18 protein-coding genes are annotated in these 26,098 nt (G+C 52.7%); 8 read left to right on the top strand and 10 right to left on the bottom strand.

What is annotated here, in order from left to right; translation table 11 throughout:
• Nucleotides 1-19: 19 nt before the first annotated feature.
• Entirely contained in the window at nt 20-754 is a 735-nt protein-coding gene (locus tag ASILVAE211_RS26425) for a LuxR C-terminal-related transcriptional regulator (protein WP_227323820.1), read from the bottom strand.
• Between the two features lie 337 nt (nt 755-1,091).
• Between ASILVAE211_RS26425 and ASILVAE211_RS23600 the strand changes: the two genes are divergently transcribed.
• Nucleotides 1,092-1,388, top strand: a complete 297-nt coding sequence (locus tag ASILVAE211_RS23600; RefSeq protein WP_227323819.1) for an undecaprenyl diphosphate synthase family protein — start codon at nt 1,092-1,094, stop codon at nt 1,386-1,388.
• 116 nt (nt 1,389-1,504) lie between these two features.
• Here ASILVAE211_RS23600 and ASILVAE211_RS23595 read toward each other — a convergent pair whose 3' ends face one another.
• The 4 genes from ASILVAE211_RS23595 to ASILVAE211_RS23580 form a co-directional block, all read right to left on the bottom strand.
• Nucleotides 1,505-2,632 (bottom strand): glycosyltransferase family protein, encoded by a 1,128-nt coding sequence (locus ASILVAE211_RS23595; protein ID WP_227323818.1) that lies wholly within the window; start codon nt 2,630-2,632, stop codon nt 1,505-1,507.
• A gap of 177 nt (nt 2,633-2,809) precedes the next feature.
• A complete protein-coding gene (locus tag ASILVAE211_RS23590; protein ID WP_227323817.1) occupies nt 2,810-4,096 on the bottom strand; it encodes a hypothetical protein in 1,287 nt (428 codons plus the stop codon).
• 45 nt (nt 4,097-4,141) lie between these two features.
• Nucleotides 4,142-5,020, bottom strand: a complete 879-nt coding sequence (locus tag ASILVAE211_RS23585; RefSeq protein WP_227323816.1) for a glycoside hydrolase family 16 protein — start codon at nt 5,018-5,020, stop codon at nt 4,142-4,144.
• A gap of 18 nt (nt 5,021-5,038) precedes the next feature.
• Nucleotides 5,039-6,502, bottom strand: coding sequence for a hypothetical protein (locus tag ASILVAE211_RS23580; protein WP_227323815.1), 1,464 nt, complete (start codon nt 6,500-6,502; stop codon nt 5,039-5,041).
• Between the two features lie 279 nt (nt 6,503-6,781).
• Between ASILVAE211_RS23580 and ASILVAE211_RS23575 the strand changes: the two genes are divergently transcribed.
• Complete coding sequence (locus ASILVAE211_RS23575; protein WP_227323814.1) at nt 6,782-7,834, top strand: glycosyltransferase family 47 protein; 1,053 nt, start codon at nt 6,782-6,784, stop codon at nt 7,832-7,834.
• 21 nt (nt 7,835-7,855) lie between these two features.
• Here ASILVAE211_RS23575 and ASILVAE211_RS23570 read toward each other — a convergent pair whose 3' ends face one another.
• The 5 genes from ASILVAE211_RS23570 to ASILVAE211_RS23545 form a co-directional block, all read right to left on the bottom strand.
• On the bottom strand, nt 7,856-8,515 hold the full coding sequence (locus tag ASILVAE211_RS23570) for a WcaF family extracellular polysaccharide biosynthesis acetyltransferase (protein ID WP_319799636.1): 660 nt from the start codon (nt 8,513-8,515) through the stop codon (nt 7,856-7,858).
• A gap of 61 nt (nt 8,516-8,576) precedes the next feature.
• Nucleotides 8,577-13,196 (bottom strand): phage head spike fiber domain-containing protein, encoded by a 4,620-nt coding sequence (locus ASILVAE211_RS23560; protein ID WP_319799635.1) that lies wholly within the window; start codon nt 13,194-13,196, stop codon nt 8,577-8,579.
• A 43-nt stretch (nt 13,197-13,239) separates the two neighbouring features.
• The gene (locus tag ASILVAE211_RS23555) at nt 13,240-14,394 is read right to left on the bottom strand and encodes an acyltransferase family protein (RefSeq protein WP_227323813.1); all 1,155 of its coding nucleotides are present in this window, start codon (nt 14,392-14,394) and stop codon (nt 13,240-13,242) included.
• A gap of 69 nt (nt 14,395-14,463) precedes the next feature.
• Nucleotides 14,464-16,602 (bottom strand): GumC family protein, encoded by a 2,139-nt coding sequence (locus ASILVAE211_RS23550; RefSeq protein WP_227323812.1) that lies wholly within the window; start codon nt 16,600-16,602, stop codon nt 14,464-14,466.
• Nucleotides 16,603-16,704: 102 nt separating this feature from the next.
• On the bottom strand, nt 16,705-17,694 hold the full coding sequence (locus ASILVAE211_RS23545) for an NAD-dependent epimerase/dehydratase family protein (protein ID WP_227323811.1): 990 nt from the start codon (nt 17,692-17,694) through the stop codon (nt 16,705-16,707).
• 382 nt (nt 17,695-18,076) lie between these two features.
• Here ASILVAE211_RS23545 and ASILVAE211_RS23540 point away from each other — a divergent pair, with 382 nt between their 5' ends.
• From ASILVAE211_RS23540 to ASILVAE211_RS23515, 6 genes are all read left to right on the top strand, one after another.
• A complete protein-coding gene (locus ASILVAE211_RS23540; protein WP_227323810.1) occupies nt 18,077-19,351 on the top strand; it encodes a glycosyltransferase family 4 protein in 1,275 nt (424 codons plus the stop codon).
• Between the two features lie 203 nt (nt 19,352-19,554).
• Complete coding sequence (locus ASILVAE211_RS23535; protein WP_227323809.1) at nt 19,555-21,078, top strand: UbiA family prenyltransferase; 1,524 nt, start codon at nt 19,555-19,557, stop codon at nt 21,076-21,078.
• The gene (locus ASILVAE211_RS23530) at nt 21,078-21,449 is read left to right on the top strand and encodes an SMR family transporter (protein ID WP_227323808.1); all 372 of its coding nucleotides are present in this window, start codon (nt 21,078-21,080) and stop codon (nt 21,447-21,449) included. Before ASILVAE211_RS23535 ends, ASILVAE211_RS23530 begins: the two co-directional genes overlap by 1 nt.
• 10 nt (nt 21,450-21,459) lie before the next feature.
• Entirely contained in the window at nt 21,460-22,902 is a 1,443-nt protein-coding gene (locus tag ASILVAE211_RS23525; RefSeq protein ID WP_227323807.1) for a glycosyltransferase family 87 protein, read from the top strand.
• 165 nt (nt 22,903-23,067) lie between these two features.
• Nucleotides 23,068-24,231 (top strand): glycosyltransferase family 87 protein, encoded by a 1,164-nt coding sequence (locus ASILVAE211_RS23520; protein ID WP_227323821.1) that lies wholly within the window; start codon nt 23,068-23,070, stop codon nt 24,229-24,231.
• Nucleotides 24,232-24,919: 688 nt separating this feature from the next.
• The gene (locus ASILVAE211_RS23515) at nt 24,920-25,675 is read left to right on the top strand and encodes a response regulator transcription factor (RefSeq protein WP_227323806.1); all 756 of its coding nucleotides are present in this window, start codon (nt 24,920-24,922) and stop codon (nt 25,673-25,675) included.
• Nucleotides 25,676-26,098 lie beyond the last annotated feature (423 nt).

Genomic DNA, 26,098 nt, shown 5'->3' with positions numbered 1-26,098 from the left:
CACACAGTCATTGCCCCTTTTAATTGCCCTTGTCAGGATTTTTATCCCCGGCCTTCCTCATGACATTTCGTATGTGCATTTTGACTGTCATGATATTTATTCGCAATTTCTCAGCAACATATCGCTCGGTTTCCCCTACCCAAAGATATCCCAATATTTCTGCTTCTCGCTTTGTCAGTAAATAATCCCGGGTAAATACCGATAAATTTTTCTCATTTTTTGTTAGATCACCCGATACTGCTTCCGGTCCAGAATAACCACGTGGGACGGCCACTCCTCCTACTCCAACTAAAGCAAGAGTCTTTGAGAATATTTTCATGTCACTGCTGCAAGACGAAATATAGGCTGACACACCGCATGTGAGTGCTGCATCAATCGTCTTGGAGTCGACGTCTAGTTCGTCAGACACAATGACAAGATAGGACGTTGGGAGCGACTTTCGAAGGCTCATAATGTCTTGAAAGCTTTTGAACACGACCTCATGCGAGTAAAATACTACGATGTCGAACGTTCTATCCTGATGAGCGACGCAGGTTTCGACGGAGTCGAATGCTTCGATCTCGTAGGCAGAATCCATCTCTTTGACGGTGATTGAATAAATTTCTTGACTTAATTTTGAGTCATCAATCCAGGCAATTGCTATATTATGGACGCCATACTCGTCCATCGACTCTGCCATTGGATGCTGTTCCCTTCTAAGGTTTTTTTTTGCTTTCTCCTCAATTGCTAGACTCCTTGCTACCTGTTCATTCACAATTGTTCTATATCCTCAAGAAAGCCACAGCTAGGGTCATGAACTCCCTAACTTCTAACATATAATGTTGCGATGATAAGGCCGCCGGTCTCCAATCAAATGTAAATAATAGGGACAACGTCAATTGGCTATATTTCCACACTATCTATGTCGCGGAATAACGCCAAATACCAATATACATGGAAATATTGCTCGATATAATCATTCACTGCAAATCCACTCATCCATTTGAAATATCTTTGCAACTGCTATCCTGTTCCCACAAGCGACCTCATGGGTCAGCGCGCATTGTGTATCTGCGAAGGGCCATCGGTGATCGCAGCCGCTTTGCTCAAATTTGCAGGCTGAATTTGACTATGTTGAGCGGCTGGCCGAGACAAATCGGCGCTTGAATTTGACAATTTCTCTGTCTTATCGTGGCCGAGATAAAATTGTTGCCGCTGCCCGTGCAATGGCCGAAGCCGTGCGTGCTGGAACTATTCAGCCGAATGACCTTGATGAAGCCCGAGTCAAACCGTTCCTTTGGACCAGAACCATGATAGATCGCGATCTTCTTATCCGAATGAGTGGCGAAAAGCGCATCCCCAATTTTCTTCTTTGGCAGTGTAACTGTTCTGAATTTTCTTTTTCTTGATATCTTATCGTTTGACTTCAAAGCTGATAATTTTAAACTGCATTAGAGAAATTTTCCGGCTGTGAGCGCTGTTATAGAAAAGTCATCAGCTGAGGCTGCTTTCTGTACATGATCGGTCATGCCAATTGCTTATGTCCTGAAGCCGTTTGTCCTGACTTCTGATCGGTTAGTTCAGGTATCTGCACTTTGTGAACTTTTTCACTCGGTCCAGCTTGGACCAGAGTGATAGCAACGGCCTCCCAATTATAGCGCTCCGCGCAGGCAAGTTGAAAGCGGACTAAACGATCTCGAAGCATGCCGGGATCCATTCGACTGATGGACATGACATGTCCAAGAATCTCTGAAGCGTCTTTGATGCGACGGACAAAGAAATAATGATCTTTGACGTCGCTTATATCATTGTTCACCTCTGACAGAGACAGGACAATCTGATTTTGCGCAATATAGGCCAAGGTTTTCAGCTTATGCCCGGATTCAAAACGATCGGAGATGATGCCAAACCGTATAGCATCAGCCGATTCGTCTTCAGATGGAAGCAAAGATACGGGCAATATATCGGTCGCTTGCCTTGGCAGGTTTCCGCCCAAGATTGGAAAATGACTTTTACTGCGCAAGTAATCCTTGGCGAATTTGACAGCATCTCGGCGCTTCGGTCTCCACTCGTATGTTCCTGCTAAAACTAATTCATTAACAACTTTTGCCTCAGGCTTCAGCAGTGTCACGGGAGGCATCCCGGGAATAGTCAAAACCACCGGTCGGGCATTAGGCAGATTTACTAAATAGTCACGGTCATTTTTTGAAAGCGTTGCGATCGCCGTCACATAAGGCAGACTATAAAGCTTTTTTTCCCACCAACCGGCTTGGAAAGCTAGCAGCCAAAAAAGCGGATTGCGTGGGAATATTTTTCGCAACGCTTGGCTTGTAATGTTATGAGCGACAAGAACCAGCGGTCCCTTCATGCCAAAAGCCAAGACATCAAGAGGTTCCCACGAGCAAATAGTAAGGTCGTGCCCTAACTGCGACTCTTGCACCAGCCGCCGATTGGCCTCAGTGGCAAAAGCCGCGCGATAGTTCGGGATACCGCGGGCTAGATTCCATAGTTCTAGCCAACGCGGCGCGCGCTTTGGAAAAATCGTGCTGACGATATGGCCAAGATCGCGCAAAGCCGTAATGGTTTTCCGATCAAAGACTTCGTCTCCCCCGTCGCCACTGGTTGGAGCTTTTCCAATCCATAGAATAAACATTTTTGAATACTTTCAGACATTTTCGCTAGCAAAGGACAGTCGTCTGTGCCCGCGGCTTATTCGTTGTGGACGCCAGAACGCCCTATTCCTGGACAAGGTTTCCAAAACTTGCCTTGCGCCTGATAATTTGTCTCTAGCCACTTTGCACTACGCGATCGCGAACCTTGGCGATTGAAACTAGCGGACAGCCGCTTCTTCCAGAGACGCGTTTGATTCTGGCCACTCCCACAGCGCCGCGTCTGCCACTTTGTCTGATCGTGACGGCACGATGCGAATGAGAGAGCCGAACAAAACCAGCGTCATGACGCTGCTATGCGCGACGATGCCCCCTCCAAAAAATAAATGCGGTATAAGGACCACTAAGGCCATTGTGCGACTGGCTGGAGACCCGAGAACAGACCAAAGAAGAAAGATATGGAAGATGACAGCCGTCACCAATCCATATTCATAGATCAATTTATTCGCTGGCCACTGTACCTGGTTGTCGCCCTTGGGAGATGTGCCAGGCCCATCACCGACCAGAAGAAAGGACGGGTTAGCGATCAGCGACCACGTTTCGTCGAATGGGATGACAAGTCGCGCATATCCGCTCGAATTACTCGATGATAGCTCTGTCGACCGATCCAAAAGATGCGAGAAGGCACCGTTCAACCCAGCAACAACCAATAATGGCAGTCCTATGCAGCTCGCCAATTTTAGCAGTTTGCGATCGAGCTTGAACAGAAGGACGGGGGAAACCAGTGCGATCACGGCAAGGCCCGTGCCCGCCATACCAGCGACAAGCCCTCCAGCAAGAATTGCCAGACGCCATGTCTTACGGAACCAGATGAGTTCGGCGGTGAAGGCAATGGCGAGATATTCGGAAGCGATGGACGGTTCCAGAAAAAACACGCCATTAGGTGTAAGAAAAGGCGAATTCCAGCTATAGGGGCGCAAATATGCATAGCCATGTATGAGCAGTCCCGACGGAAGAATGCTGTCCAGATTTGGCCAATATCGGTTGCCGATGGAAAATTGCATGGCCTGCTGCGCGATGATAACAACCGCTATGGCTAGCATGCCCCGCTGAAAGATATTGAAGCAGCGCAACGCGAGTTTACGACTCACATCAACCTGAAATATCAGAGTGGTATAGATCAGAAGAAAGATAAAGACCGCTGGCAAGCTTCCGATCGCTGCCCCCGCAAAGGCTTCGCCCACCAAGGCGAAGGCAACGCTAAAGAGAAGCGCAACAAGTAGAAGTGCGCGGGCCGGTTGAATCACCGCCCGCCCATTGAGAAAAAGCCATAACAAGGCTCCCAGAAGGATGAATGCATCAATTCCGATATTGCTACCGTTACTTGATGTAAGGCCAAGTTTCTGGAGATATATTGCAGACAAACCAATAATGCCAAAGGAAATCATCACATTTCCCTTACGTCGGGTAGCCGAAGTGATCGCGGCAGAGAGGTCTAAGTTATTCACCGCTGGCTGGCTCCTTACGATAGGCGGTGCTCATTGGCGGGGTGCTCATTGCTTTGGCGGGGCATAAACACGCACATAGTCGATAGCGATCGATGCCGTTCGCTCAGGATAATGCGCCTGCTTTTCCCAAGGAAAGCCATAAGCCAAATCGAGAATGATGAATTGAGGTTGGTTGGCGTTAGACCCTAACGGGTGCGCCATTCTTGCAACTTCGCGATCATTAAAATACCAAATGGTCTCTGTCTTCGTCACCATGGACCCGTAACGGTTAAAGCTGTGCGCAAGATCCAGCGTCGTCCCGATCCCCACAGTCCGCTGCAAATACGGTGCCGTAAAGCTCGGGCTACTTTCGCGATTATTCCAGTGAATAGAGGCGAAATACGTCTCGGTGCTCCCGAAGCTTTCGATCACGTCGTCTTCCCACTGCTTCACATAGCGATTGCTTGGCGGCCCAATGCCCTTGTCAATCCCAAGTGTCCAGAACGCCGCCCACGCCGCCGGATTATCCGAAAGCTTCATCCGCGCCTCCACATAAAAAGGGGGTGCTATCGAGAAACTGTCGAAGGTTGAAATCGCTCCGCCGAAATGCGTCGGCTTACCGCGCGTTTCCTGTGGATAGACCGAGACTGAGGCCGAAGGCATTGGCCCGGCACTAATAGTAAGAACTGATCGGTCAATTGAAAACGGGCTAAATGTCGCCGGATTTTCGGTCACGAACCACTCGTAACCGAACCCCTCTTCGTTTTCCGGCGTCCACACGCCCTGCCCTTTGTGAAAGCCTTCTACCGTCGGGCCGCCCGACCGCAGCGAAAGCCTGTCAAATTCATCTTGAAAGACCAGATTATAGCCGGCTGGCTGAGCCCTGACCATCGCCGGCAAGGCGCACAGCGTGATTGCAAAAAATGTTGAGGTCATTCGCGTCATTGCCACGTCCGCTACCCTCTACAGCCGTCTATGCCGAAGCCGCGGCAGGCCAAATACTACATCGTAAATCCCCACATACGCCAGGATGACGACGAGGATGCAGGTGCCTCCAAGCACTGTGCAATCGAGCGCAGCAGCAAATGTTCGTTCCCGAAAAATCTCGCCGAGGCCAAAATTAGCCGCCAGCCAAAACAGCACCGTGGCAGAAAGTGCGACCAGAAAAGCCCCAGCATTGAGCCATAAGAGGCGCCCACGGAGGCATGACATAAAAACAATCCCAATCAACACTTCCTGCGCCGCCAGCAAAGCGAGATACAACAATACTGAGCGGCACCAATAACCAATCGCAGCTGCGACAAGGCTAGCGGCGATGTAGATGTATTGACAAAGAGCAACCCTCACGATTTGTCCGGTCCGCATTTGAGTTGCCGAAATTACCTGGAACGAATTGCCGGCAGCCCCCACCGCGAAGGAAAGAGCAATCCAAGGTTCCAGCGCGGGATCTACGCCATTAAGCCACAATGCGAGCAAACGACCGTGATCGCCAATAATAGCACAGGCCACGGCACTCGCCGCTAGGGTCGCGAGCAAAATAAAGCCACCCATGACGGCTTCCGCCTGATCGGTGTCATGGGAAATCTGCTCTGCGTATCGAATGGAGGCAAAGCGGCTCAACTGTGCAATGACTTGGCGACCTAGGCTGAACAACGCCCGCATTGCCACAAAAGTGGTGAGATTAACAGGGCTTGCCATCGTCGCCAAAATCATCACCGGCAGGCTAAACCTTATCCAACCGGCGGCCGGATCCGTAACGGCAAAGGGAATGACGCCACCGATGTGCCAGCCGACCGCACGCCAACCTGACACGAGAAGGCCAAGCGACTTTGGCTCCTTCAATATGCTGGCTTGAGCTACGACAGCGCCAATGCCCGTTCCAAGCATCACATAAGTCAAGACCGCCGGCCCGGCGTGGAAGACAAGCAATGCGAGGACCGAAAAGATATTGCGGAACGCCACCATTCCAAAAAACAGACCTTCAACGGGGCGAAAATTTCCCAGCGTATCAAGCCAAGAACCACGAACGATAAGGAGCGTATCAAGTGACAAAGTCACAATCAAAACGAGTGGCCATATTTGAAATGGTTCTGCTCGTGTGAGGCAAACCAAAGCAGATCCCGCGATGACAGCAATCGTAAAACCTAGCATCACGCCACGGGTCAGTGCCCAAATTTGCTTAAAATACCGGGCATCACTGGAATCACCATAGTGAACGCTCGACAGCAACTGTGCATGGCCGATGCTGCGGAGCCCGACATCGCTAATGCTACATAGATTTGCAATCGCCAGGGCCACCAACCAATAGGCCGTTTCTGTCTGCCCCCAGACTCGTAGCTGTAGTGGCAGAAGAACCAATTGGTTTACGGCGAGACAAATCTGTGTGCCGACCGTGAGTGAGAAGAATTGCAAAAAAATCTTCAACATTCACCGCCGTAAAGATGGAGTGGCAAGCTGTCGGAGAGGAAATATTTAATTTCCTGATCCTCTGTCTCCTAATTTTTAGTCGATGACAGATGGAAATAATATTCCGCCATTGTGCTTAGTTCTGAGGGCGACAATTTCCCAATTTTCTAGCCTTTGCTGCCAGTTCAGGCATAGCCCTTCTGGGAAGCGCCAGGCGCGCAAAGGAACTATAGACGCTTTATCTGCCTGATTGCAGCTTAGCCGCCGAACCTCCTTGTGGCTGGTCGGAAGGAACTCAAGATGAAGCTCGTTTGGCACGCCGACAATCTTCTCGAAGTCGACTGGCTTCGCGATATACTCGGAAACCTTATCGACAGCGAGGTGACCGACCTTGAATGCACCTGCTTCGATGATAATACCATCCACGTAATTAGCAGCAATTGGAAGCCGATTCCGACCTATGAAACCTATTTCGCCGAATGTCGCAGACGCTGCAAAAAGCTAGTTCTTTTTCATGCGAGCGACGAATATTTTTCAAACGGTAACGCCCTCTATCGGCACTTTGATTTGGTGCTAAGGAATTTCCGCACTTATCTTGCGACAAGCGACGGCATTATCACCTTGCCATTCGGCTACGCCAACGGCACGTCCCGCAGTCCGTACAAAAAGTCTGCTTTGGAACGTCGCTATACCTGGTCTTTCACGGGAGAAGTTAAGGCGTCCCGGGTCGATATGATGGCGGCGATGGCAAGCTTTGGCGGCAATCTTGTCACGAAGACCTCGTCCATTAGTGACGACAGGGGCCACAAACTCAGCAAAACGGAGTTTGACGCAATCCTGATAGACACGGTATTTTCGCCTTGCCCGATGGGCAACGTTATCCTAGAAACTTGGCGGTTGTATGAAAGCCTGGAGCTAGGTTGCATCCCGTTGATCGAAAGGCGGCCCACGCACAATTACTACCGAGCGCTGCTTGGCGATCATCCGATTCCTACATTCGCCAACTGGCAGCAGGCGAGGCAGTTCGCTGATAACCTCTACGCCAACAAGACGGCACTTCTTGCTTTGCAGCAGGAACTGAATATGTGGTGGGAGACGAAAAAGGCGAGCGTCCGCGATACTGTCAAAGCCGCGATTGACGGCCCCTCGCAGGCCGCCGCCCTGCATCGCTTCGCTAGTCTTCCCTACAACCGCCATCCGATGCTGTATGAGCCACTGCGACTGGCAGAATTACTTCGCCACCAGAGCGTCGCTAGCCTGCGGCGCAGGGTCATGCGCCCCAGTGGCCCGCTCAAACGTATTACGCGCGATTCACTGCGGCCATTGGCGCCGAAATCCGGCTCACAGCGCTGAAATAGCCCCGCCCGGAAGCGGCTATTTGGCGAACTCCGGCCGCGCCACAACGAGAGCGCTATTAAACGGCACATCTATCCGGCGTCTTGGCCCATGGAGCTTCGCCGGATGGCCCATCGCTACCATGCCGGGTGGAACATCTTTCAGTACAAGTGAGCGTGCACCCACCACGGCCCCCCGCCCGATCGTCACTCCAGGTGCCAAGAAGGATTGGGCGGCAATCCAAGCCTCATCAGCCACGACAATCGGGCGCGCATGGATCGCAAAATCTGAGGCCTTATAGTCGTGACTTCCTCCGCAAAGATAACTGCCCTGAGATACGACGGCATTCCGTCCGATATAAATTTTGCCTAACGAATAGAGAGTGACGCCATCGCCAATCCAGCTGCCATCGCCGACCTCAACTTTCCAAGGGAAGGTGATATGCACCGAAGGACGGATTCTTACGTTATTGCCAATCTTGGCTCCAAAAAGCCGAAGCACAAATCGTCTCCAACCGTACATAATTTGCGGAGACATATGAACAAGAACTGCTTGCGCAATCCACCAAATCTGTACCATGACGGCCGACCGTCCTCTGAATCCAGGAGGAAGCCGAAAGGACGACAGATCTTGATAGAACATTTTCTCATCCGATAACTGGTGAGAATACACACCTGATAATGCTTCATCCGCATCCATAGTTATCGCTCCAACCTCCACTTAAAAAACGCGGCACGTCATATCTGAATGTCCAGCAACCTCAGGACGTGGCTGTCGTTCCTGTCAGAAACACGCTATTGCTCAGCGATCCGGCATAGCCGGCAAGGGTTACCGTCAGGCTCACGCCAAAGGATGAAAGGTCCACGACTGATGAGCCATTGGTTTGCGTGAGATGACTATTAAGAATGGCAAGGCTCGTGAGTCCAGGAATATTGTCCCATTCCAGCAGATCACCTTGCGATGGTGTGAAGTCGGCCACCGTAATGGCCCCAGCGACGGGTTTGATGTCGAACTCGTCGGCCCCAGGACCGCCGACAAAAATATCGCTCCCGCCGCCGCCAATGAAAACGTCGTTGCCGGCACCACCGCTCAGGATATTGTTTCCACTATTGCCGATAAGAAGGTCATTTCCAGACCCACCGACAGCATTCAGCGTAGCCGGCGAGATGGTGGCAATGGTGCCACCTGGCGTTCCACCAGAGAGCGGCTGCCCCGCCAGCATCGCCGTATAAAAATTCTGGGCTATGAGCGCATATCCCGCATCAGTCGGGTGCGTGCCGTCATAGATCAGGTCGGAGGACGGAAAGTTGCTTTGACTGACAAGACTGACGTTATACCCGGCAGCGCTCTCCTGCTTGACCAAGGCGTCGATCGCCGTGTTAAGCGCCGATACCGTGCTAACAGTGGTGTTCGGCGGTAATTCGGAAAGGTAGATATGGGTGGAGGGACTCGCCGCATTAGCTAGAGTGATCATTTTGGTGAGGTTTGCGATGATCGTTGTCTGCGAGACGCCCTGCAACAGGTCGTTGGTTCCTGCCAAAATCAAAATGGCCTGCGGCTTTTCCTGAGCAAGAAGACTAGGCAGCCGAACGAGGAGCTGCGCTGTGGTATCGCCCGGATAGCCGGCATTGTCTGGATCGAGGAAGGTCAATGGACCATCCGTCTGATCGCCCACGAAGTTTATAAGAGCCCCCGTAGATAGGAAGGACTGCCACAATGGGCCGCGATATCCCTGGTCAGTCGTGCTTCCCTGCACCATCCAGTCATTTGCCGTCCAGCCATGGGTGATTGAATCGCCAAAGGGCATGACCGTTAGCGCCTGAGACCATTGGTCAGTGGCAAGATTGACCACCACGCCCTGCGAATTGTTTTGCAAATTGAGAGAGGGAGCCGACCTGCCAGCATCCGTCCCCATAACGCTGACGGCGAGCGTGGAACCGAAGGTGGCGGCCCCGGTCGCATAGTCATTGGCGCTGACGGCCGTGCCATTCGTCGCAATATAGTCGTCGGCCGTGCCACCGGGGTTAAGCTGCGCGCCATAGAAGTCAAACGTCCCCGTCGTCGTTTGCGCGCTGCTATGCATCAAAGCGACATTAGAATTCGCATTGCCATCACCCATAAAAGTGAAACTGACGCGGACCCAGCTCGATGTAGCGGTCGCCGTCTGTAAATAGTCCACCTTGGCCGAACCCTCATAGTAGTTGAAACTGAATGTACCCGATCCGCTGATCAGCTTCACCCAAACACTAAATGTGTATTCGCCGGATACGTTCGTCGCATAGTACAGTCCAGAATTTGCCGCCGTGATTTTGACCTGATCGGCTGTCGCCGCTCCACCTGATGGGCCGGCAGCAACATTGGCCGTGACAGTCGGCGATGTTCCAAACTTCGTCCAAGGCGAGACATTAAAGGCCTCCGACTGGATAATGAGATTTTCATCGATCGTTGGACCAGGCTGATTATAGGAAATGCCGTCGGTGACGCTGTAAGCAAAGGTATCTTGCTCTATTTCACCGCCCAGCAGATCGGCGGTCAAAGGAAGCCCGGCGTTCATGGTGTAGGTGTAGTTGCCGTTAGCCTGGACGACCAAGGTACCATAGAGGCCGGTGACGGTTGTGGTCCCGGTGATGGCAATACCGTTGACACTCGCGACCGAGAGGCTTGTGCCGGCTGGGCTGATATCATTCGACAGCAGATTGCCGGTGGCCGTTGTCGTGCCCCCGACAGCAACAGCAGCTGTATCCTGATTAGCGACCGGCGTCGAACCCATCACCGTCACGGCCAGGCTGTTGCTAATCGGTGAACTAACCGAAGCTGTGGTATTGACTGCTGTCCCGGTGGTGGCGACATAGGTCAGCGGTATTGATCCGCTGTTGAGCTGCGCCCCCCAAAGTTGAAAAACGCCGCTATCTGTCTGGTTGAGGGCATGCATGATGGCCAGATAGGATGCTGAACTCCCATCACCGGAAAAGACGATAGAGAAACGTTGCCAAAGAGAACTTGCGAGGAAGGCTGTCGTCACCGAGTTGCCCGCGGCCGCGCTGAAATACGTGAGGGAAAAATCGCCAGCCCCCTGGACCAACCTGACCCACACGCTGAATGTATACTGACCCGACACGGCAGCGAGAACCGAGAGAATGGCACCTGGCCCGTCGATATTCACCTGATCGGCGGTAGCCGTGCCGCCATTCGGTCCGGCGCCGACATTGGCTTGCACGATCATCGGCGGAATGCCGACCTCCGTGACTTTCGTCCAGATCGCATTGTCGAAGGCTTCCGACTGCGTGATCAGGTTCTGCTGAACCACCGACACAGTCTGGGTGGAGGTTGTGCCGTCCGAAATCGCGTAAGAGAAGACATCAAGCTCAGTCTGCCCATTGACCAAAGCCAGGACATTCGGCTGGCTATTTCCGAGCGTATACGAAAAGGCCCCGTTAGCCTGGATCACCAAGGTGCCGTAAGTGCCTATGATCGTCGTCGTGCCACTAATCGCCGTGCCATTGACGCTGGTGACCGTCAGCGTCTTTCCTGTGTCGTTGGTGAGTACATTGCCGGTCACCGCCGATGTGGCACCCTCGGTTATGGCCGTCGTATCAGCGACGGCGGTTGGCGGCGTATATGCTCCATTGCCGGTGACATTGACCGTAAGGTTTGCGGTAACGACGACAGGCGTCGTGACGGTCGCCGTCGTATTGATGGCAGTTCCGGTTGTAGCGACATAGGTGAGCGCTGTGGCGCCGGCATTGAGTTGTGCACCCCAAAATTCTAGAGTAGCCATCGCCGTTTGCGTATTCGCAAGCATCAGAGCGATATTTGAACTCGCGTTGCCGTCGCCAGTGAACGTCCAACTCAGGCGGGTCCAGCTGGAGGTCGCATTGCCGTTCATTAGATGATCGGTGTTAGTAGAGGCAGCCCAATAATTGAAACTGAAAGCAGTACTGCCGCTGACCGACTTTACATAGACACTAAACGTATACTGGCCGCTTACCCCGGTCGTGGTATAGAGACCGGATCCTGCTGTCGACAAAGCCACGCTGTCGGCCGTCGCCGCACCGCCAGTGGGCCCAGTGTCGATATTGGCCGTCACAACTGGGCCTGCGCCAGACGTCACAAATTTCACCCAAATCGCGCTGTCAAATGCCTCCGATTGTATAATGAGATTCTGTTGAGTTTGCGTGGTCGTCACCGTATAGTTGGTGCCATCAGACACCACGTATGAAAAAGCGTCCGCCACAGTTTGGCCGCTCGCCAACGCCATGACGTTAGCTTGCGCACTGGCCAATGTGTAAGTGTAATTACCGTTTGGCTGAATAGTTAAAGTGCCATACGTGCCGACAATCGTCGTGGCTCCGCTGACAGTCGTGCCATTGACGCTCGTGACGCTCAGCGTTTTGCCTGCGGGATCGGAATCATTTGTCAGAACATTACCCGCAGCAGTGACCGTTCCCCCTTCGGCAACCGCTGCGGTGTCAGCGACGGCGGTAGGCGGCGTATTTGATCCGTTCCCCGTGACTGTCACAGTCAAATTAGAGCTGATGACAACCGGCATCGTCACCGTCGTAGTGGTATTTACAGCCGTGCCGGTCGTCGCGACATAGGTCGTAGCGGTTGCACCCGCGTTGATTTGAGCACCCCAGAATTCCAGCACACCGCCCGTTGCCTGGGCTGCCGACAACATCAGCGCAACATTGGAATTGGCATTACCGTCACCGGTAAATGTCCAGCTCAATCGGGTCCAAGCGGCGGTAGCCGTTGCTGCCACCATATTATCGGCATTGGTGGAGGCGTCCCAATAGTTGAAACTGAAAGCGCCGCTGCCACTAACAAGCTTGACGTAGACACTGAAGGTATATTGGCCGCTCACTCCGGTGGTCGTATAGAGCCCCGACCCTGCATTCGTAAACGCGACCTTGTCAGCCGTTGCCGCCCCACCGGAAGGCCCGGAGTCCACATTGGCCGTGACGCTCGGCCCGGCACCCGAAGTAGCAAATTTCGTCCAGATCGCATTGTCGAACGCTTCCGACTGCGTGATTAGATTCTGCTGTTGCTGGGTGACGGTCTGCGTGTAAGTAGTCCCGTCCGAGATCGTATAGTTAAAGACGTCGGTAACCTGCTGCCCTTTGCTGAGCGCCAATACATTGGCCTGCTGGCTGGCAAGCGTATAGGTGTAGGTCCCGTCGGGCTGAATGACCAAAGTACCGTAGGTGCCGGTGACAGTCGTCGTATTGGTAACAGCGGTTGTGCCGACATCCACCACAGCCAACGGCAAGCCGGCCGGGTCAGTATCGTTCGTCAATACATTGCCGGTCACAGTGATTAATCCGCCCTCAGTCACCGCCCCGCTGTCGGGCGTGGCTACTGGAGTCCCTGACGCTGACATTTATACTGCCTTCTATTTCACCGCTAATTTTAAATAGGCTAGGTCAAGCCAAGCGCTTCCTGCCTTGCTCAAGCGACTTTATCCACGCCCGCAGCAAGCGGCGCAGCCTGGGCTCGGCCTGATAAGCGATCAAGAAGGCGACGAACGCTGAGACCAGCACACCACCAACCGCACTGATCAAAGTAGAGCCTCCTCGCGCCAGGAATACGTGACGTGCCGCGTGCCCCACCACTTCGTGGACAAGATAAAAGGGATAGGTCGTCAGGCCCAGAAGTCGGATGGCACGCAAAACCGAACTCGGGAGTGCATTCACCTCGGCACGCCAACGCGCAGCCGCCAGAATAAATACGACCGCGGCGATCCAAATGACGAGCGGCACCCAACTGACCGAAGAAAGTTTCATTGAAACCGGCATCAATGGCACAAGTTCTGCCGTGCGGCAGATTATTTCAATAGGTGCTGCAATAGCGACAATCGCTAGACCTATGATACCTTGCCACGTCAATTTTTTTTCTGATGTGAGCCAGCAGAAGATGCCGCCTGAAAAATAGACACCGTGTCTCAACAGCGTCACGTTCTTCCAGCCATAGCCGAACGCGATCCAGGATGTATTGACCGCACCGAGATAATATAGGCCCAGGAAAGCGAGATATAGTCCGCTAAAAATGGCCATCACGAGCGCGATGGCTTCGATATGGCGGAACGCATGTCTGTAGAGCACAATTGCGATTAGCCCATAGAACGTGATTTCAACCGGCAATGTCCAATAGGCCGTGGCGAGGAACGGGCCTGTCGGATAAAGGACGAGCGAGCGGAAAAATTGCAGCAGCAATGATGGTGCTGCAGCCATCATATTGCCTCTGCAAAGAAGAGCCACCAAGCTAATGAGGGCACATATCCAGGCCGCAGGGTAGAGGCGAAGAAAGCGCGAGATCGCGAAGGCTAACACACTTGACGTCTGGGCCGATTGTGAGATGACGAAGCCCGAAATGACGAAGAAGATCTGGACCCCAATCCACCCAAACCAAGCGAGCTTAGCGGTGGTTGGCTCAAGCCAGGTCAGGTGAAAAAGCGCGACGAGCGAAGCTGCCAAGAAGCGCAGAAAATCCAGACCATAAATATACGACTGATCGCGCGCCGATCCGAGGGTCGGCTTCAGGGACACCGTTTTGCCAAACTCTATTTGTTCACCGTCCATCAGCGGCGACCCGATTTGCGGTCGCAGGTGCATGACAAACCGCCGCGCGTTTGATCTGTCTCGCCGCGGTCACCGTTCGTCAACCTCAGGCCAAGTCGCCGCAGGCTCATGCATGATGACAGGAAAATGGCCCCGGCCGCTATAGCCTGCATAAAAGCCCAAACCTGTCAGCATTCGTTTTGGCGCACCAGTGATGACAGTCGCAACGAGGGCGCGACGATCAGCCGGCAGACGCTTCAGCGCTTCCGCAATGACCCGCTGCGGGGTGCGTTCTGCCCGCATAACCCAGATAATGCGATCCACCAGTCGGGACAACACCAACGGATCCGGCACGCGGAGAAGCGGCGGCCCGTCGATCACGACAAGGTCATAGATTGATCGTCCCTCCTCTACGAGTCTGCGAAAGCCATGGCTGTCAAGGAAGGCGACGGCATTCGGCACTGACGCTCGCGCGAAAAGGCAATGCAGGCCGGTCTCTCTGTGGATCTCAAGAACTTTCTCACGTTGCAGCTTGCCGGAGACAGCTGCTTCAAGCCCGCGACCACCATTGGCCATCTTGAAATCTTCCGAGAGAGACGGCCGGTGTAAGTCACCTTCGATCAACAATACGCTTAGACCGTCTCCTGCTGCGCGCAAAGCAAGAGCCGCAGCTACACTCGTCTTCCCCTCACCCCGTTCTGCGGAGGTGACAAGCACCACTACGCCAGCGGTTCCTTGAGCGTATTCCTGAAGCCGCAGCCGAATGCCGCGCAGGGTCTCCGCGATCGCCCCGTGAGGATGGTCGAGCGCCAATCTGCCTAGCGTGCCGCGCCGCGAACCGATGATAGGAAGGCTGCCAAGATTGGGCACACGCAGGAAACTGGAAAGGATACTCACCGAGCCAATCCGAGCGTTGAAGAAATGCCGTTGAACAAGGACACTGACGGTGAGCAGACAGCCGACGACAAAACCGAGGATGACGTAGAGCACCGTGCGCGCGGATTCTGGAAGGGATGGAATGGTCGCCTGCGACACGATTTGTGCGTGGGTGAGTTGCGTCGCACTGAGCTCGGAGTCATGTAAACGCCCAAGCAGGTTGTCGTAGACGCTGTGCTTGCTTTGCGCTGATGCCATAAGCTGATGCAGATCAAATTCGTTTTCTGATGCGACCGCCGCCGCGGCAGCGGCTTGATCGACCTGACCCTGTAGCGCGTCGACACGCGCTTGGGCTACCGCCACCCGCTCGCCCACAGAGCCAGCTGCCTTACCACTGGCCGCTGCCATCTGGCGGCGAATCGCGTTTAGCTGATTTTGAATTTCCTGTTGGCCAAGATTGGCCGGGCCCAATGATGCCTGCGCGGCGGCCAATTGCTGTGACATTTGGATCTGTCGCTCACGCAATATCTGGATTTGGGGAGACGATGCTGAAGCATCATCAAATCCAGATTTGACGAGGCTTTGCGAGAGTTCAGCGTCCGAAAGCTGCTGCTTGGCAGCCGACAGAAGGTCCCATTGCCTACTAAGGTTGATATCGGCATAGGATCCCTGCGACGACGACGATACATTATGCGTGCGCTGAAAGGCAGCAATCGCTCCATCTGCTGCGGCTGCATCCTTTGCCGCGGCTGTCACCTGAGCGGTGAGCCAAGCATTCGGGGCAACAACGGTTGCAAGCCTCGCTTCATAATCTGTGGCAATGTAGCGAGCCATGAGCTCATTGACGACCGTTGCCGCCAAACTCGCATTGCCAGCGGAGAAGGCGATCGCAATAACCCGGCTGTCAGGGTCTCCCGTCACTTTTAAGCTGCTGTGCAAATAAGCTGCAATTCCATTAATATGGTCCGTCAAAGCCCCCTTCTGCTGCTTCGTCGGATGCGCAGCTTTGTGCCAGGTCGGAATGGCGTAACCGAATAGGGTTTTGGGGAGTTCCATGTCCCGAAACGAAGGCAGCCTCAGGGATGGCACAAGATCAGGGCGCTGGTAGATTGCCGGTAGTGACGCCACTTCCGTCAACAAGGTCGGCGAAAGCAGAACGTCGATATCCGTAATCCGCGTCATAGTCGCAGCTGTCTGATCCTTGGGCGCATCAAACATCAAGTAACCAGTGCTGGTGTAGCGAACCGGAGCCATTCCTGAGAGAAAAAAAGCGAAAATGGCAAATAACAGACCGCCAAATAAAATGGACAGTTTACGCGGCAAAACAATCTCAAGAATGGTACGCAGGTCCATCCGTCTGTCCTTAGTTGCTCGGCGTCAACCGACCTGCTGGACGCTGTCCGCAGGAAGAACTGTCAAAAACTTCTCGTCAATCTCATTAGATAACGCCGTGATTCACGCCACTTTTGCAACCTGCGCCATCGACTGTTCAACCTGCAGGGCAATCCAGGCATAGGTCTTTTCCAGGCCAGCGCGAAGGGACTCGCTTGGTGCCCAGTTCAGCTGTTCCTGTATGAGCCGGTTGTCGGAATTGCGGCCGCGCACGCCAAGCGGTCCAGCAATATGACGTTTGATGATTTTTTTGCCTGCAATGTCTGCGACAAGATCGACCATCTGGTTGATCGTGACCATTTCCTCCGAACCAATATTGAGCGGTCCTCGGATATCGGAACGCATCAGCCGCAATGTTCCTTCAACACATTCATCGACATAGAGGAAGGATCGTGTCTGACAGCCATCACCCCAAACCTCGATCGCGTCACCATCCGATGCCATAGCTATCTTCCGGCAGATCGCTGCAGGCGCCTTCTCGCGTCCACCCGCCCAAGTGCCTTCTGGCCCAAAGATGTTGTGATATCGTGCAACGTGAACATCCATTCCATAGTTGTGGCGGTAAGCCATGTGGAGGCGCTCACTGAAAAGCTTTTCCCATCCGTATTCGCTGTCGGGAGCGGCAGGATAGGCCGAGTCCTCGGCGCAATTGGGATTGTCCGGGTCAGTTTGGTTATGTGCCGGATAGATGCAGGCAGAGGATGAATAGAAAATACGCCCGATGCTTCTGCGATGACAGGCATTCAGCATATTGAGATTGATGGTGGCCGAGTTCTGCATGATCGCGGCATCATTCTCGCCTGAGAAGATATAGCCGGCGCCACCCATATCGGCTGCGAGCTGGTACACCTCGTCGTAGTCACGGTCGACGACCTTTGCCACGAACTGCTGGTCACAGAGATCACCCAGCATGAACTCGGTCGGATGAGCCGATGAATATTCGTGGCGCTTATTATCGACACCACGAACCCAGCAACCTTCTTCCATCAAGCGCCGGACCAAGTGGCCGCCGATGAACCCACCTGCGCCACATACGAGGACAGACTTAGTCATTCGCTCATTCTCCAGATTGGTCTCGCGCTGAGTGCTTGGCCGAGCATTCGCCTAGGAACACTTTCTTGGTCAGCTTGAAACGATGAAAACACAACAAAAATCTACGAATGTGGTTTGCAGGACATCTCACGACATCCCGATCAAGTTAAATTTCTTCAGACCTAATTCGAACTTTCTAGTTTCAAATGCTACACTTTCGATAAATGTTGTCTCTATTGACAATGAGCTGTGACCTGTCCAGCCTCAAACCCAGGGATCGTAACAATCTTCCTTTCGATTTGACGAGTAGCCATATAGAGCTAGACGATTTCTGATTAGATTTAGACTCGCGTGTTGAAAACGGCAGAGCAGAGCAATCCCGCAAATCACAAGGTATATCATTATGCGTGTTGCCATTCATGATTACGCTGGTCACCCATTTCAGTTCGACCTGTCACGAGCGCTTGCGCGTCTGGGACACGAAGTGAGGCATTTCTATTTTGGAGATGATCCCGGACCAAAAGGAGATAGAAATCTGCGATTCGATGATCCTTCTGGTTTTTCTATCGAGGCGATACATATTCCTTTGGGCTATACGAAAGATCGAATGCTTCGCAGATTTGCCGCCGACCAGATTTACGCCGTTCACGCGGCAAGGCGGATCGCTAAGTTTGCACCAGACATTGTTGTTTCTGGCAATTCACCTCTTGATGTTCAACGCGCATTGCGAGCCGCTACACATAGGCATGGCGGCACATTCGTTTTCTGGGTACAGGATTTTTATGGATTGGCCATGCAAAAGCTTCTCGCTCGACGTTGGATGGGCGCGGGCGATATGATCTCTAAATGGTATCGCAAAGTTGAGATTGATACATTAAAAAAAAGCGATGCAATCATATTGATTAGTCCGGCCTTTGCACTCCATCTGCCTTCCGGCCTTGCGGCCAGAGATGCCGTTCATATCATGCGCAACTGGGGATCTGTGGACCTCATCCGCCCTGGCGATCGTGACAATGCTTGGCGTCGAAAGATCGGCTTGGGTGAAAAATTCGTCTTCATGTACACGGGAACTCTAGCCCTTAAGCATGACCCTGCTCTACTCCTCGCACTGTCCGATGCATTCGCTGACGATCCGGATGTCGAAATCGTCGTCGTGGCAGCCGGTGTTAACGCCCAACGCCTGGCTAAGGAGCAGGAATCGGCCCCAAGGGCTAATTTGCGGCTACTACCGCTGCAGCCTGCAGTCGAACTAGCCGATACGCTGGCAACAGCCGATGTGCTCGTCGCTCTTCTGGAAGAGGATGCAGGAGAGTTTGCCGTACCGTCTAAACTTTTAAACTATCTCTGTGCTGGTCGCCCGATATTGCTGTCGGCGCCATCCAGCAACCTTTCCGTCTCGATATTGGCCGAAAGCGAAGGCGGAATTTCTGTGCCTCCGCTCGACCGGCTTGGGTTCGTCACACAAGCCCGGCGCCTCTACGAAGATAGCTCCTTTAGCCAAAGGCTCGGGCGGTCTGGGCGTGATTATGCAGAACGACATTTTGTCATCAGCGAGATTGCGGCTCGCTTTGAGGCCATCTTCAATCAGGTGCGTCCGGCTGCTTGCTTGCCGTCTGCGCCTGACAAAAGACGTAAAATATCTCGGCCCACTCGGAACGATTACCCAAGGACCGGCTAAATCAATCGTTCCGCTTTATGCCCTTAGGACTAGCCAGATCACGGGCGGCGCTCTGTAGCGGCTATAATGCCAAGCCAGAGTGGCTATAGCGCCAGAATTTTTAAACTGGCTATATTTTTGTGAAGGAACCTTGGATCTTAGCCCCACGTTCTCGTTATGAATTGATCAATTCAACCAGACCGCCTAACCGGAGGTTCAAAGCAATGTTGGACTTGCCTAGTGCTGCACGACAGGCGGCTCTGTTTGATCAAATCACGAATGATCCTTCGCCTGTGGCTAGCGATGCGACACCCCTCTGTGTCGATCTCGATGGGACACTTGTCAGGACGGATTTGCTTGTCGAAGGGCTTGTCTCACTATTCACGAGCAGGCGCGCGGTTAATGCTCTACCAAGCCTGCTCACTCTGAACCGTGCGATCTTGAAACAACGCGTAGCAGAGCTCGCCAATATCGACGTGACGATCTTGCCCTACAATGAGGAACTTATCGCATATTTGATAGAGCAGAAGACTATAGGCAGAAGGCTCATCCTGGTCACAGCTGCCGATGAGACGCTTGCCCGTGCCGTCGCTAGTCACCTGGGCATTTTCGATCTGGTTTTGAGTTCCGATGGCAAGACCAATCTAAAAGGCAAAAAAAAGGCGCGCCTTCTTGTCGATTACTTTGGGAAGGGCGCCTTTGACTATGCCGGAAACGATAGGAACGATCTCGTCGTGTGGAGCGAGGCAAGGCGTGCCATCGTTGTTAATGCCAAAGGTCAGGTCCAGTCCAAGGTCAGGAAACTCGACGATGTCGACTTTCGTTTTGCCAGTCGCGCGTCGGTCTTTCGCTATGCTTTGAAAGCATTGAGACCACATCAATGGTGCAAGAACGTACTCGTCTTCGTTCCTATGATCATGGCACATGCCGTAGAAAATCGAACCACTTGGCTTCACGCCTTTGCCATGTTTCTGGCCTTCTGTGCAATGGCCTCCTGCATTTATTTGCTTAATGACATCTCAGATTTGGCGGCCGATCGTCGGCACCCACGCAAATGTCGTCGGCCTTTCGCGAGCGGCCGGCTCGGCTTGCCAATAGGACTGATGCTGGCCGTCCTATGCGGAGTGCTCGGATTTTCACTCGCTCTTTCAGTCGGTGGACAGGTCATCATTCTAGTCTATGCGGCCATTTCGGTTGCCTATTCGCTCGGCCTCAAAGAGTTTCCGATACTCGATGTCTTTTTATTGGCGACTCTCTACACAATCCGAATGCTGGGCGGCGGTGTGGCTACGGGATATGACGTGTCCCTTTGGCTTCTCGCGTTTTCCGGGTTTCTGTTTCTCTCACTCGCGCTCGTAAAGAGAGCCGGCGAAATGGATGGTGTGCTGCGCGCGGGCGGAGCCGGAAAGGCCGCGCGACGCGGCTATCTGTCAGATGATCTACCTATGCTGACGAGCTTCGGATGTGCTTCATCCTTTACGTCAAGTATCGTCTTGGCCCTTTTTGTTCGGAGCGATGACGCTATGCTTCATTATGGAACACCACAGCTTCTGTGGTTCGTTGTTCCGCTCACACTATTTTGGCAATGCCGTCTCTGGCTTTCAACCACGCGCGGCCACATGCATGATGATCCGATTGTCTATGCAGCGACCGACTGGGTCTCCTGGATTGTCGTCGCCCTTGTTCTTGTGGTCGTGGCTGGTGCGGCTTTGGGCCTGCCTTTGGATATGATAGGGATTGCACGCTGATGACCCTTAATACACTTTTTCTTATTCTACTTAGTGTTTGTCTGTCGGCCTTTGCACAGGTTTCATTCAAATTCGGTGTCGGCAGCGCGACTGTATCGGCATCGGGAAAAGCTGGACTCCTGACGTCGCTAAGCCAGGCATTATTTACGCCCGGCGTTATCGGTGGGCTTGCGCTCTATGGCATTGGAACAATCATCTGGCTCGGTGTATTGCGGCGTATCGACGTATCCCAGGCTTATCCCTTCATCGGCCTCGGCATCGCTCTAACGACATTTTTGGGCTACGCATTATTCGGCGAAACCCTTGGTATGCAGCGTATTCTCGGAATGCTGTTGGTGATCGGTGGCATCGTTGTCGTGGCTTGGGCGTGATGCGGGCGGGATGAAGACCATTTCTTTGTTAGGTTTTTTTCATGAACCTCCACAAAAACCAATCAATCGACCGTTTTTTTTCTATCTCACGATGTTTTTAGTCTTTTCTTCTGTGGTATTTTATTCGATTACTATTTTACTTGCGCATATTTGGCCAGAAGCGCGTCCGTTGGCACCGGCAAACCCACTCTCTTTCGCCTATCACCTCATCTTGCCGGCCGGGACTAATCATGGTGACTCTTGGAACGCCATGACCGCGGCGCTCGGATTGCTGCATGAAGGCTCGACGAATATCTATGAAAGCCTATTTTTTGAGCGCGGACTCAAGTTTCAATACCCACTATCAAGCCTTCTGCCACTTGATCTGCTCAGCCGGTTGATGCCCGTCTCGGCTCGACTTCTCAACGCCATCAACTCGATCTGCATGGCCGTTCTCGTGGTCGGACTGTGGAAGCTGTCAAGGCACGCATGCCTTCAGCTGGCCATGACGGGGACCCAGAGGACTCGACATCGGTTTTTCTGGCCACTCATGAGCACGCTTCTTGCGGTTGCTACTTTTTATCCCATCACGCGCGCGATTCAACTTGGGCAGATTCAGATTTGGATAGATTGTCTGGTAGTGTGGATCTGCTTGTTCTTTTGGCGGGGCAATAAACTTGTCGCCGGTATGTTAATCGGATTCATCTGCACCCTGAAACCTCAGCTTGGTCTTCTTCTGCTATGGGCGCTTGCTTGGCAAGAATACAAAATATGTCTCGGTTTTCTTGCGGTATTCCTGCCTCTCGAAATTGCAACGACAGCGCTGTATGGCATACACAATACGTTAGCTTATCTTAAGGTTCTGTCTTTTATCTCCGCCCACGGCGAAGTTTATTTTCCAAATCAATCTTTTAACGGCCTTGCCAGCCGCCTACTCCACAATGGAGACAGCTTGATATGGCAAGCGCATAGCTTCGCCCCTTTTGATGGCGTCGTGTATCTCACGACGCTGATAACAAGCACTGCTCTAATACTGATAGCACTCGTGATGCCGCTCCGGCTGCGTCGTGGCGCTGACATAACTGACCTCTGCGTGGCTCTTTTGTGTTTTACCATGGCGTCGCCCATTGCCTGGGAGCATCACTACGGCATCACATTGCCTATTTTCTGCGTAATGCTTTATCGGATCATGGCCAAAGCGCTTGCGCCTCGACGCCGCTATCTTTTGGCAGTAACTGCGGTCGCCTGGTGCCTTATGGCCAACTTCATGCCTTGGCTTAATATGACCGCAGGGTCGGTGGCAAACCCACTCCAAAGCTATCTCCTGTTCGGCGCCATAATTCTGCTCACTATTTCAATTGTGGTCTCCCTATCACTAGCGCAGGGTGACAAGGACAGCCGTTTTCCGGCCGGACAGGCATTGTCTTCGGATCCCCTTTCAGGTCCGATTTCCAGCGGTGAGGGCATTGGCTAGCTCCAGCTGCATATCGTCTTTGTCGCTTATTGGAAGATGCCAAGAACCATGACGTCATTCAGTCATCTTTTGCCGTGGCGCGCCGGCCGGGGGAGACCGGAGAACTGGACCGCCCAAAGTTGGCTCAGCCGGGCCCGGGCGAAGCCAGGGGCCCTAATATTGGTTGTGGCTGCGGTCACATTCGGCTTGATAGGATTTGCTGTCAGCGACCCCCAGACCCTCTTCTGGGATTTTCGGAGCGCCTATTATCCAGCAGGCGCCGCCGTTCTGCACGGTGCGTCGCTCTCTCCCTTTATTCACAAAGGCATATGGGGCTTTGTCAATCTACCCGCAATGGCTTGGCTCTTTGCGCCATTCGCCGTTGTATCGGCGAAAATCGCAGCTTTGTTGTTTACATTCACCGGTATCTGCGCCTTGGCCATTGCCTATCTACTGATGGTCGATCTTGCTCGATTGACGTCGATTGGCCGCGCTTGGCTACTGCTCGCCATGAGCGTCAATGGTCCTCTCATCTATAGCCTCAAGCTTGGAAATACGAGCCATATTGTGCTGGCGATGCTAGCCGGCGGATTGTGGCTGCTGCGTCGAAAGCTCGTTTTGCTTGCGGGCGTTCTGCTTGGTATTGCCGCCCTAGTAAAATTACCCTTGTTGCTATTTGGCGCGTATTTTCTTCTGCGGCGAAATTATTTGGCTGCGATGGGTTTCTTTGGCCTTATCCTAGCTGCTTTCGTGGTTTCGGTTGGCATCTTCGGCTGGGGACTGCACGTGCAATGGTATGAGGACGACATAAGAACGTTCAATAGCCATGCGCTAGCTGCCTTCAATGTGCAATCTCTGCAGAGCTTTCTGGTCCGCCTTCGAGAGCCCGCACCGCCGCTCGCGGATTGGCAACTCTACGTTCCGCTGCCAGAGGCGAGGTATTTAGCCCTTAGTGGGACGCTGGCACTGTTGGCGTTCTTTTTCTGGTGCAATGTCATTCCTAGACGCGAGCAGGATCCGACAAGGGCGATTGAGCGACAAAACTATGAGTATCTAGCGGTGATCGTTCTTTGCCTGATTAGCAGCCCATTGTCTTGGACACATTATTATTGCTGGCTGCTTCTTCCAGCAGCCTTCGTCATCGGCCAAGCGACGCGAGGTGGCAAGCTGCCTTGGATTTCGGTGGCTGGGCTGATGCTTGCCACTCCTCTCGTTCTGCTTCTTCATCCTGGAAGCGACGGTCTGGCGGCCTTCTATGAAAAAGCCATAGTCTCCATTTGGCTGCTCGGTGGAATTGTGCTTTTCGTGACACTCAGCCTGGCAACGAGAACCGCTGACAGATTGCGATGACCCATGTCTGTTTAGGTTTAGGGCGTGGCTGCCAGCATGCCAACCCAATGGATGAGTTGGTGCCGTAGGAAAACATTCCATACTTGATCACGCGCCAATTGGGGCGCCTAAACGCACAGGCCATTGTTGGATCGGCTTTTCTCCAATCCATGCCAGCAAGGAAGCGCCTGACGCCTGCGGCCCCAATGCGTTGTCAGGGGGGTGATCAGCCTGACAATGACATGTGGCGCCGATAGTGGACATACCATCAAACCTAACTCGCGCTACAATATTGAAATTTTCTAATATATCAATTAGCCCCTGCATGCCGTAGATGCGATGGCAAAAAGGCGTAATTTGTTACGGGTTGTGCTTACGCCCCTCATCGAGGGCGCATTCAGCAAACGAATGGGCCATCCCCATTTCAACCCAAATAGACTAAATAATTTGACATAAAAGAAACGATCCCAGTTCGTTTCTGGCAAATTTGAACACATAATTAGCCCTTTATCCTTCGTTTCAGGATAACTGCTGGTCGGCCTAGCCCGATTGATGGTTTTTAGACCGATATCGCGATGAACTGCCCATTGATCGTAGTCGCAATGACATTTGTTTTTTGATGACAAGAGCCAAATTTGTGTCCACAGTCGTATTGATTTTGAGATGTCCGATAACGCGTCGATCAAAACCTTTACACTGGACAACAAAGATGGACATAAACCAATTAGATAGCAGCATCGCCGGCGATGAATTCGATGCACCTCAGATACCGACGGCAGAGCCCATACATCATGCCGCAAGCCTATCCATTTGCTGGATAGCGGCGGTTTCCTTGACACGAACCTGCCTAACGGAACTGATACTGCATGTTGATCCGCGCTTTTCCATAACCACTTTTGATTCAGCCCAGCATTTTCCTACTGAAAAGCAGAGCAATTTTGATCTCGTCGTCTATCATTCCCAAGCAACACATACGATCAATCTTGCTGAATTGACCGCACTGACCCTTTCGCTCCCAGCCTCGACTCCGCTTATAATCCTTTCTGACGCAACAGATTTGTCACCTGATGTTGTTGCCGAAATCCTTAAGCATAGCATCTCGGGATTTCTATACTCCCGCGATACATCAATAAAGATTCTGATATCCTCTCTTGCGTTTGGCACGTCCGGAGGAACCTTTATGCCCAGAGATTTTTTTGCATCTGGTAGTGCGGTGAAAGCCGCCCCTTTGGAGGAACCCGTCGAAAGACGGCTGCTTACACCGAGGGAGCTCGAAGTATTGTCTCTGATAAGACAAGGAAAACCGAACAAACTTATCGCCCACACTTTAAATCTTAGTGCGTCCACAGCCAAAATTCACGTTCGGAACGTGATGAGGAAACTTGGAGCTACAAACCGGACGCAAGCCGCATTTAGATCTCTTTCATATTTGCGTAACAATTCCGACTGCCACACTCCGGTTTGAACATTTGCGACAAATACGCCATATCACCGAAGTCGTAACTATTTTTATCAGATCATCATCAAATTTATGCTTCGTCGATCAATTATTTTGTTATTGCTGGATTTTTACATGAATATTTATTGTCGGCTGCAAAAGCCGCCGTCGCTATAGGGCAAACGAGAAGCTTGCCTTAGTTGATGCCACTAAGCCCCGTGATCTTGAACAGCGCGTGCGGAAGTTCGAGCGTCTCCTCGAGCTTAGAACCATGGAAAGGGATGTAACCGAGGAGGCGCCTGCTATCGGTCGGACAAAAGGGCCTTCTGGCGGTTGCCTCCGCCGCCCCGGGGCGTCGCACGGTAATGGTCGTGGCCGACGCGCTTGGTGTGGTCTGGCCGAGCAGATGTCTCGCATACCTAAGCGTCTTGGTCCTTACCGTCACCAGGG

Origin of the sequence: Acidisoma silvae (assembly GCF_020618775.1) — a bacterium.
Lineage (GTDB): Bacteria > Pseudomonadota > Alphaproteobacteria > Acetobacterales > Acetobacteraceae > Acidisoma > Acidisoma silvae.
The sequence above is the reverse complement of the archived record's forward strand: the minus strand, read 5'-3'. Positions and strand labels throughout refer to the sequence as shown.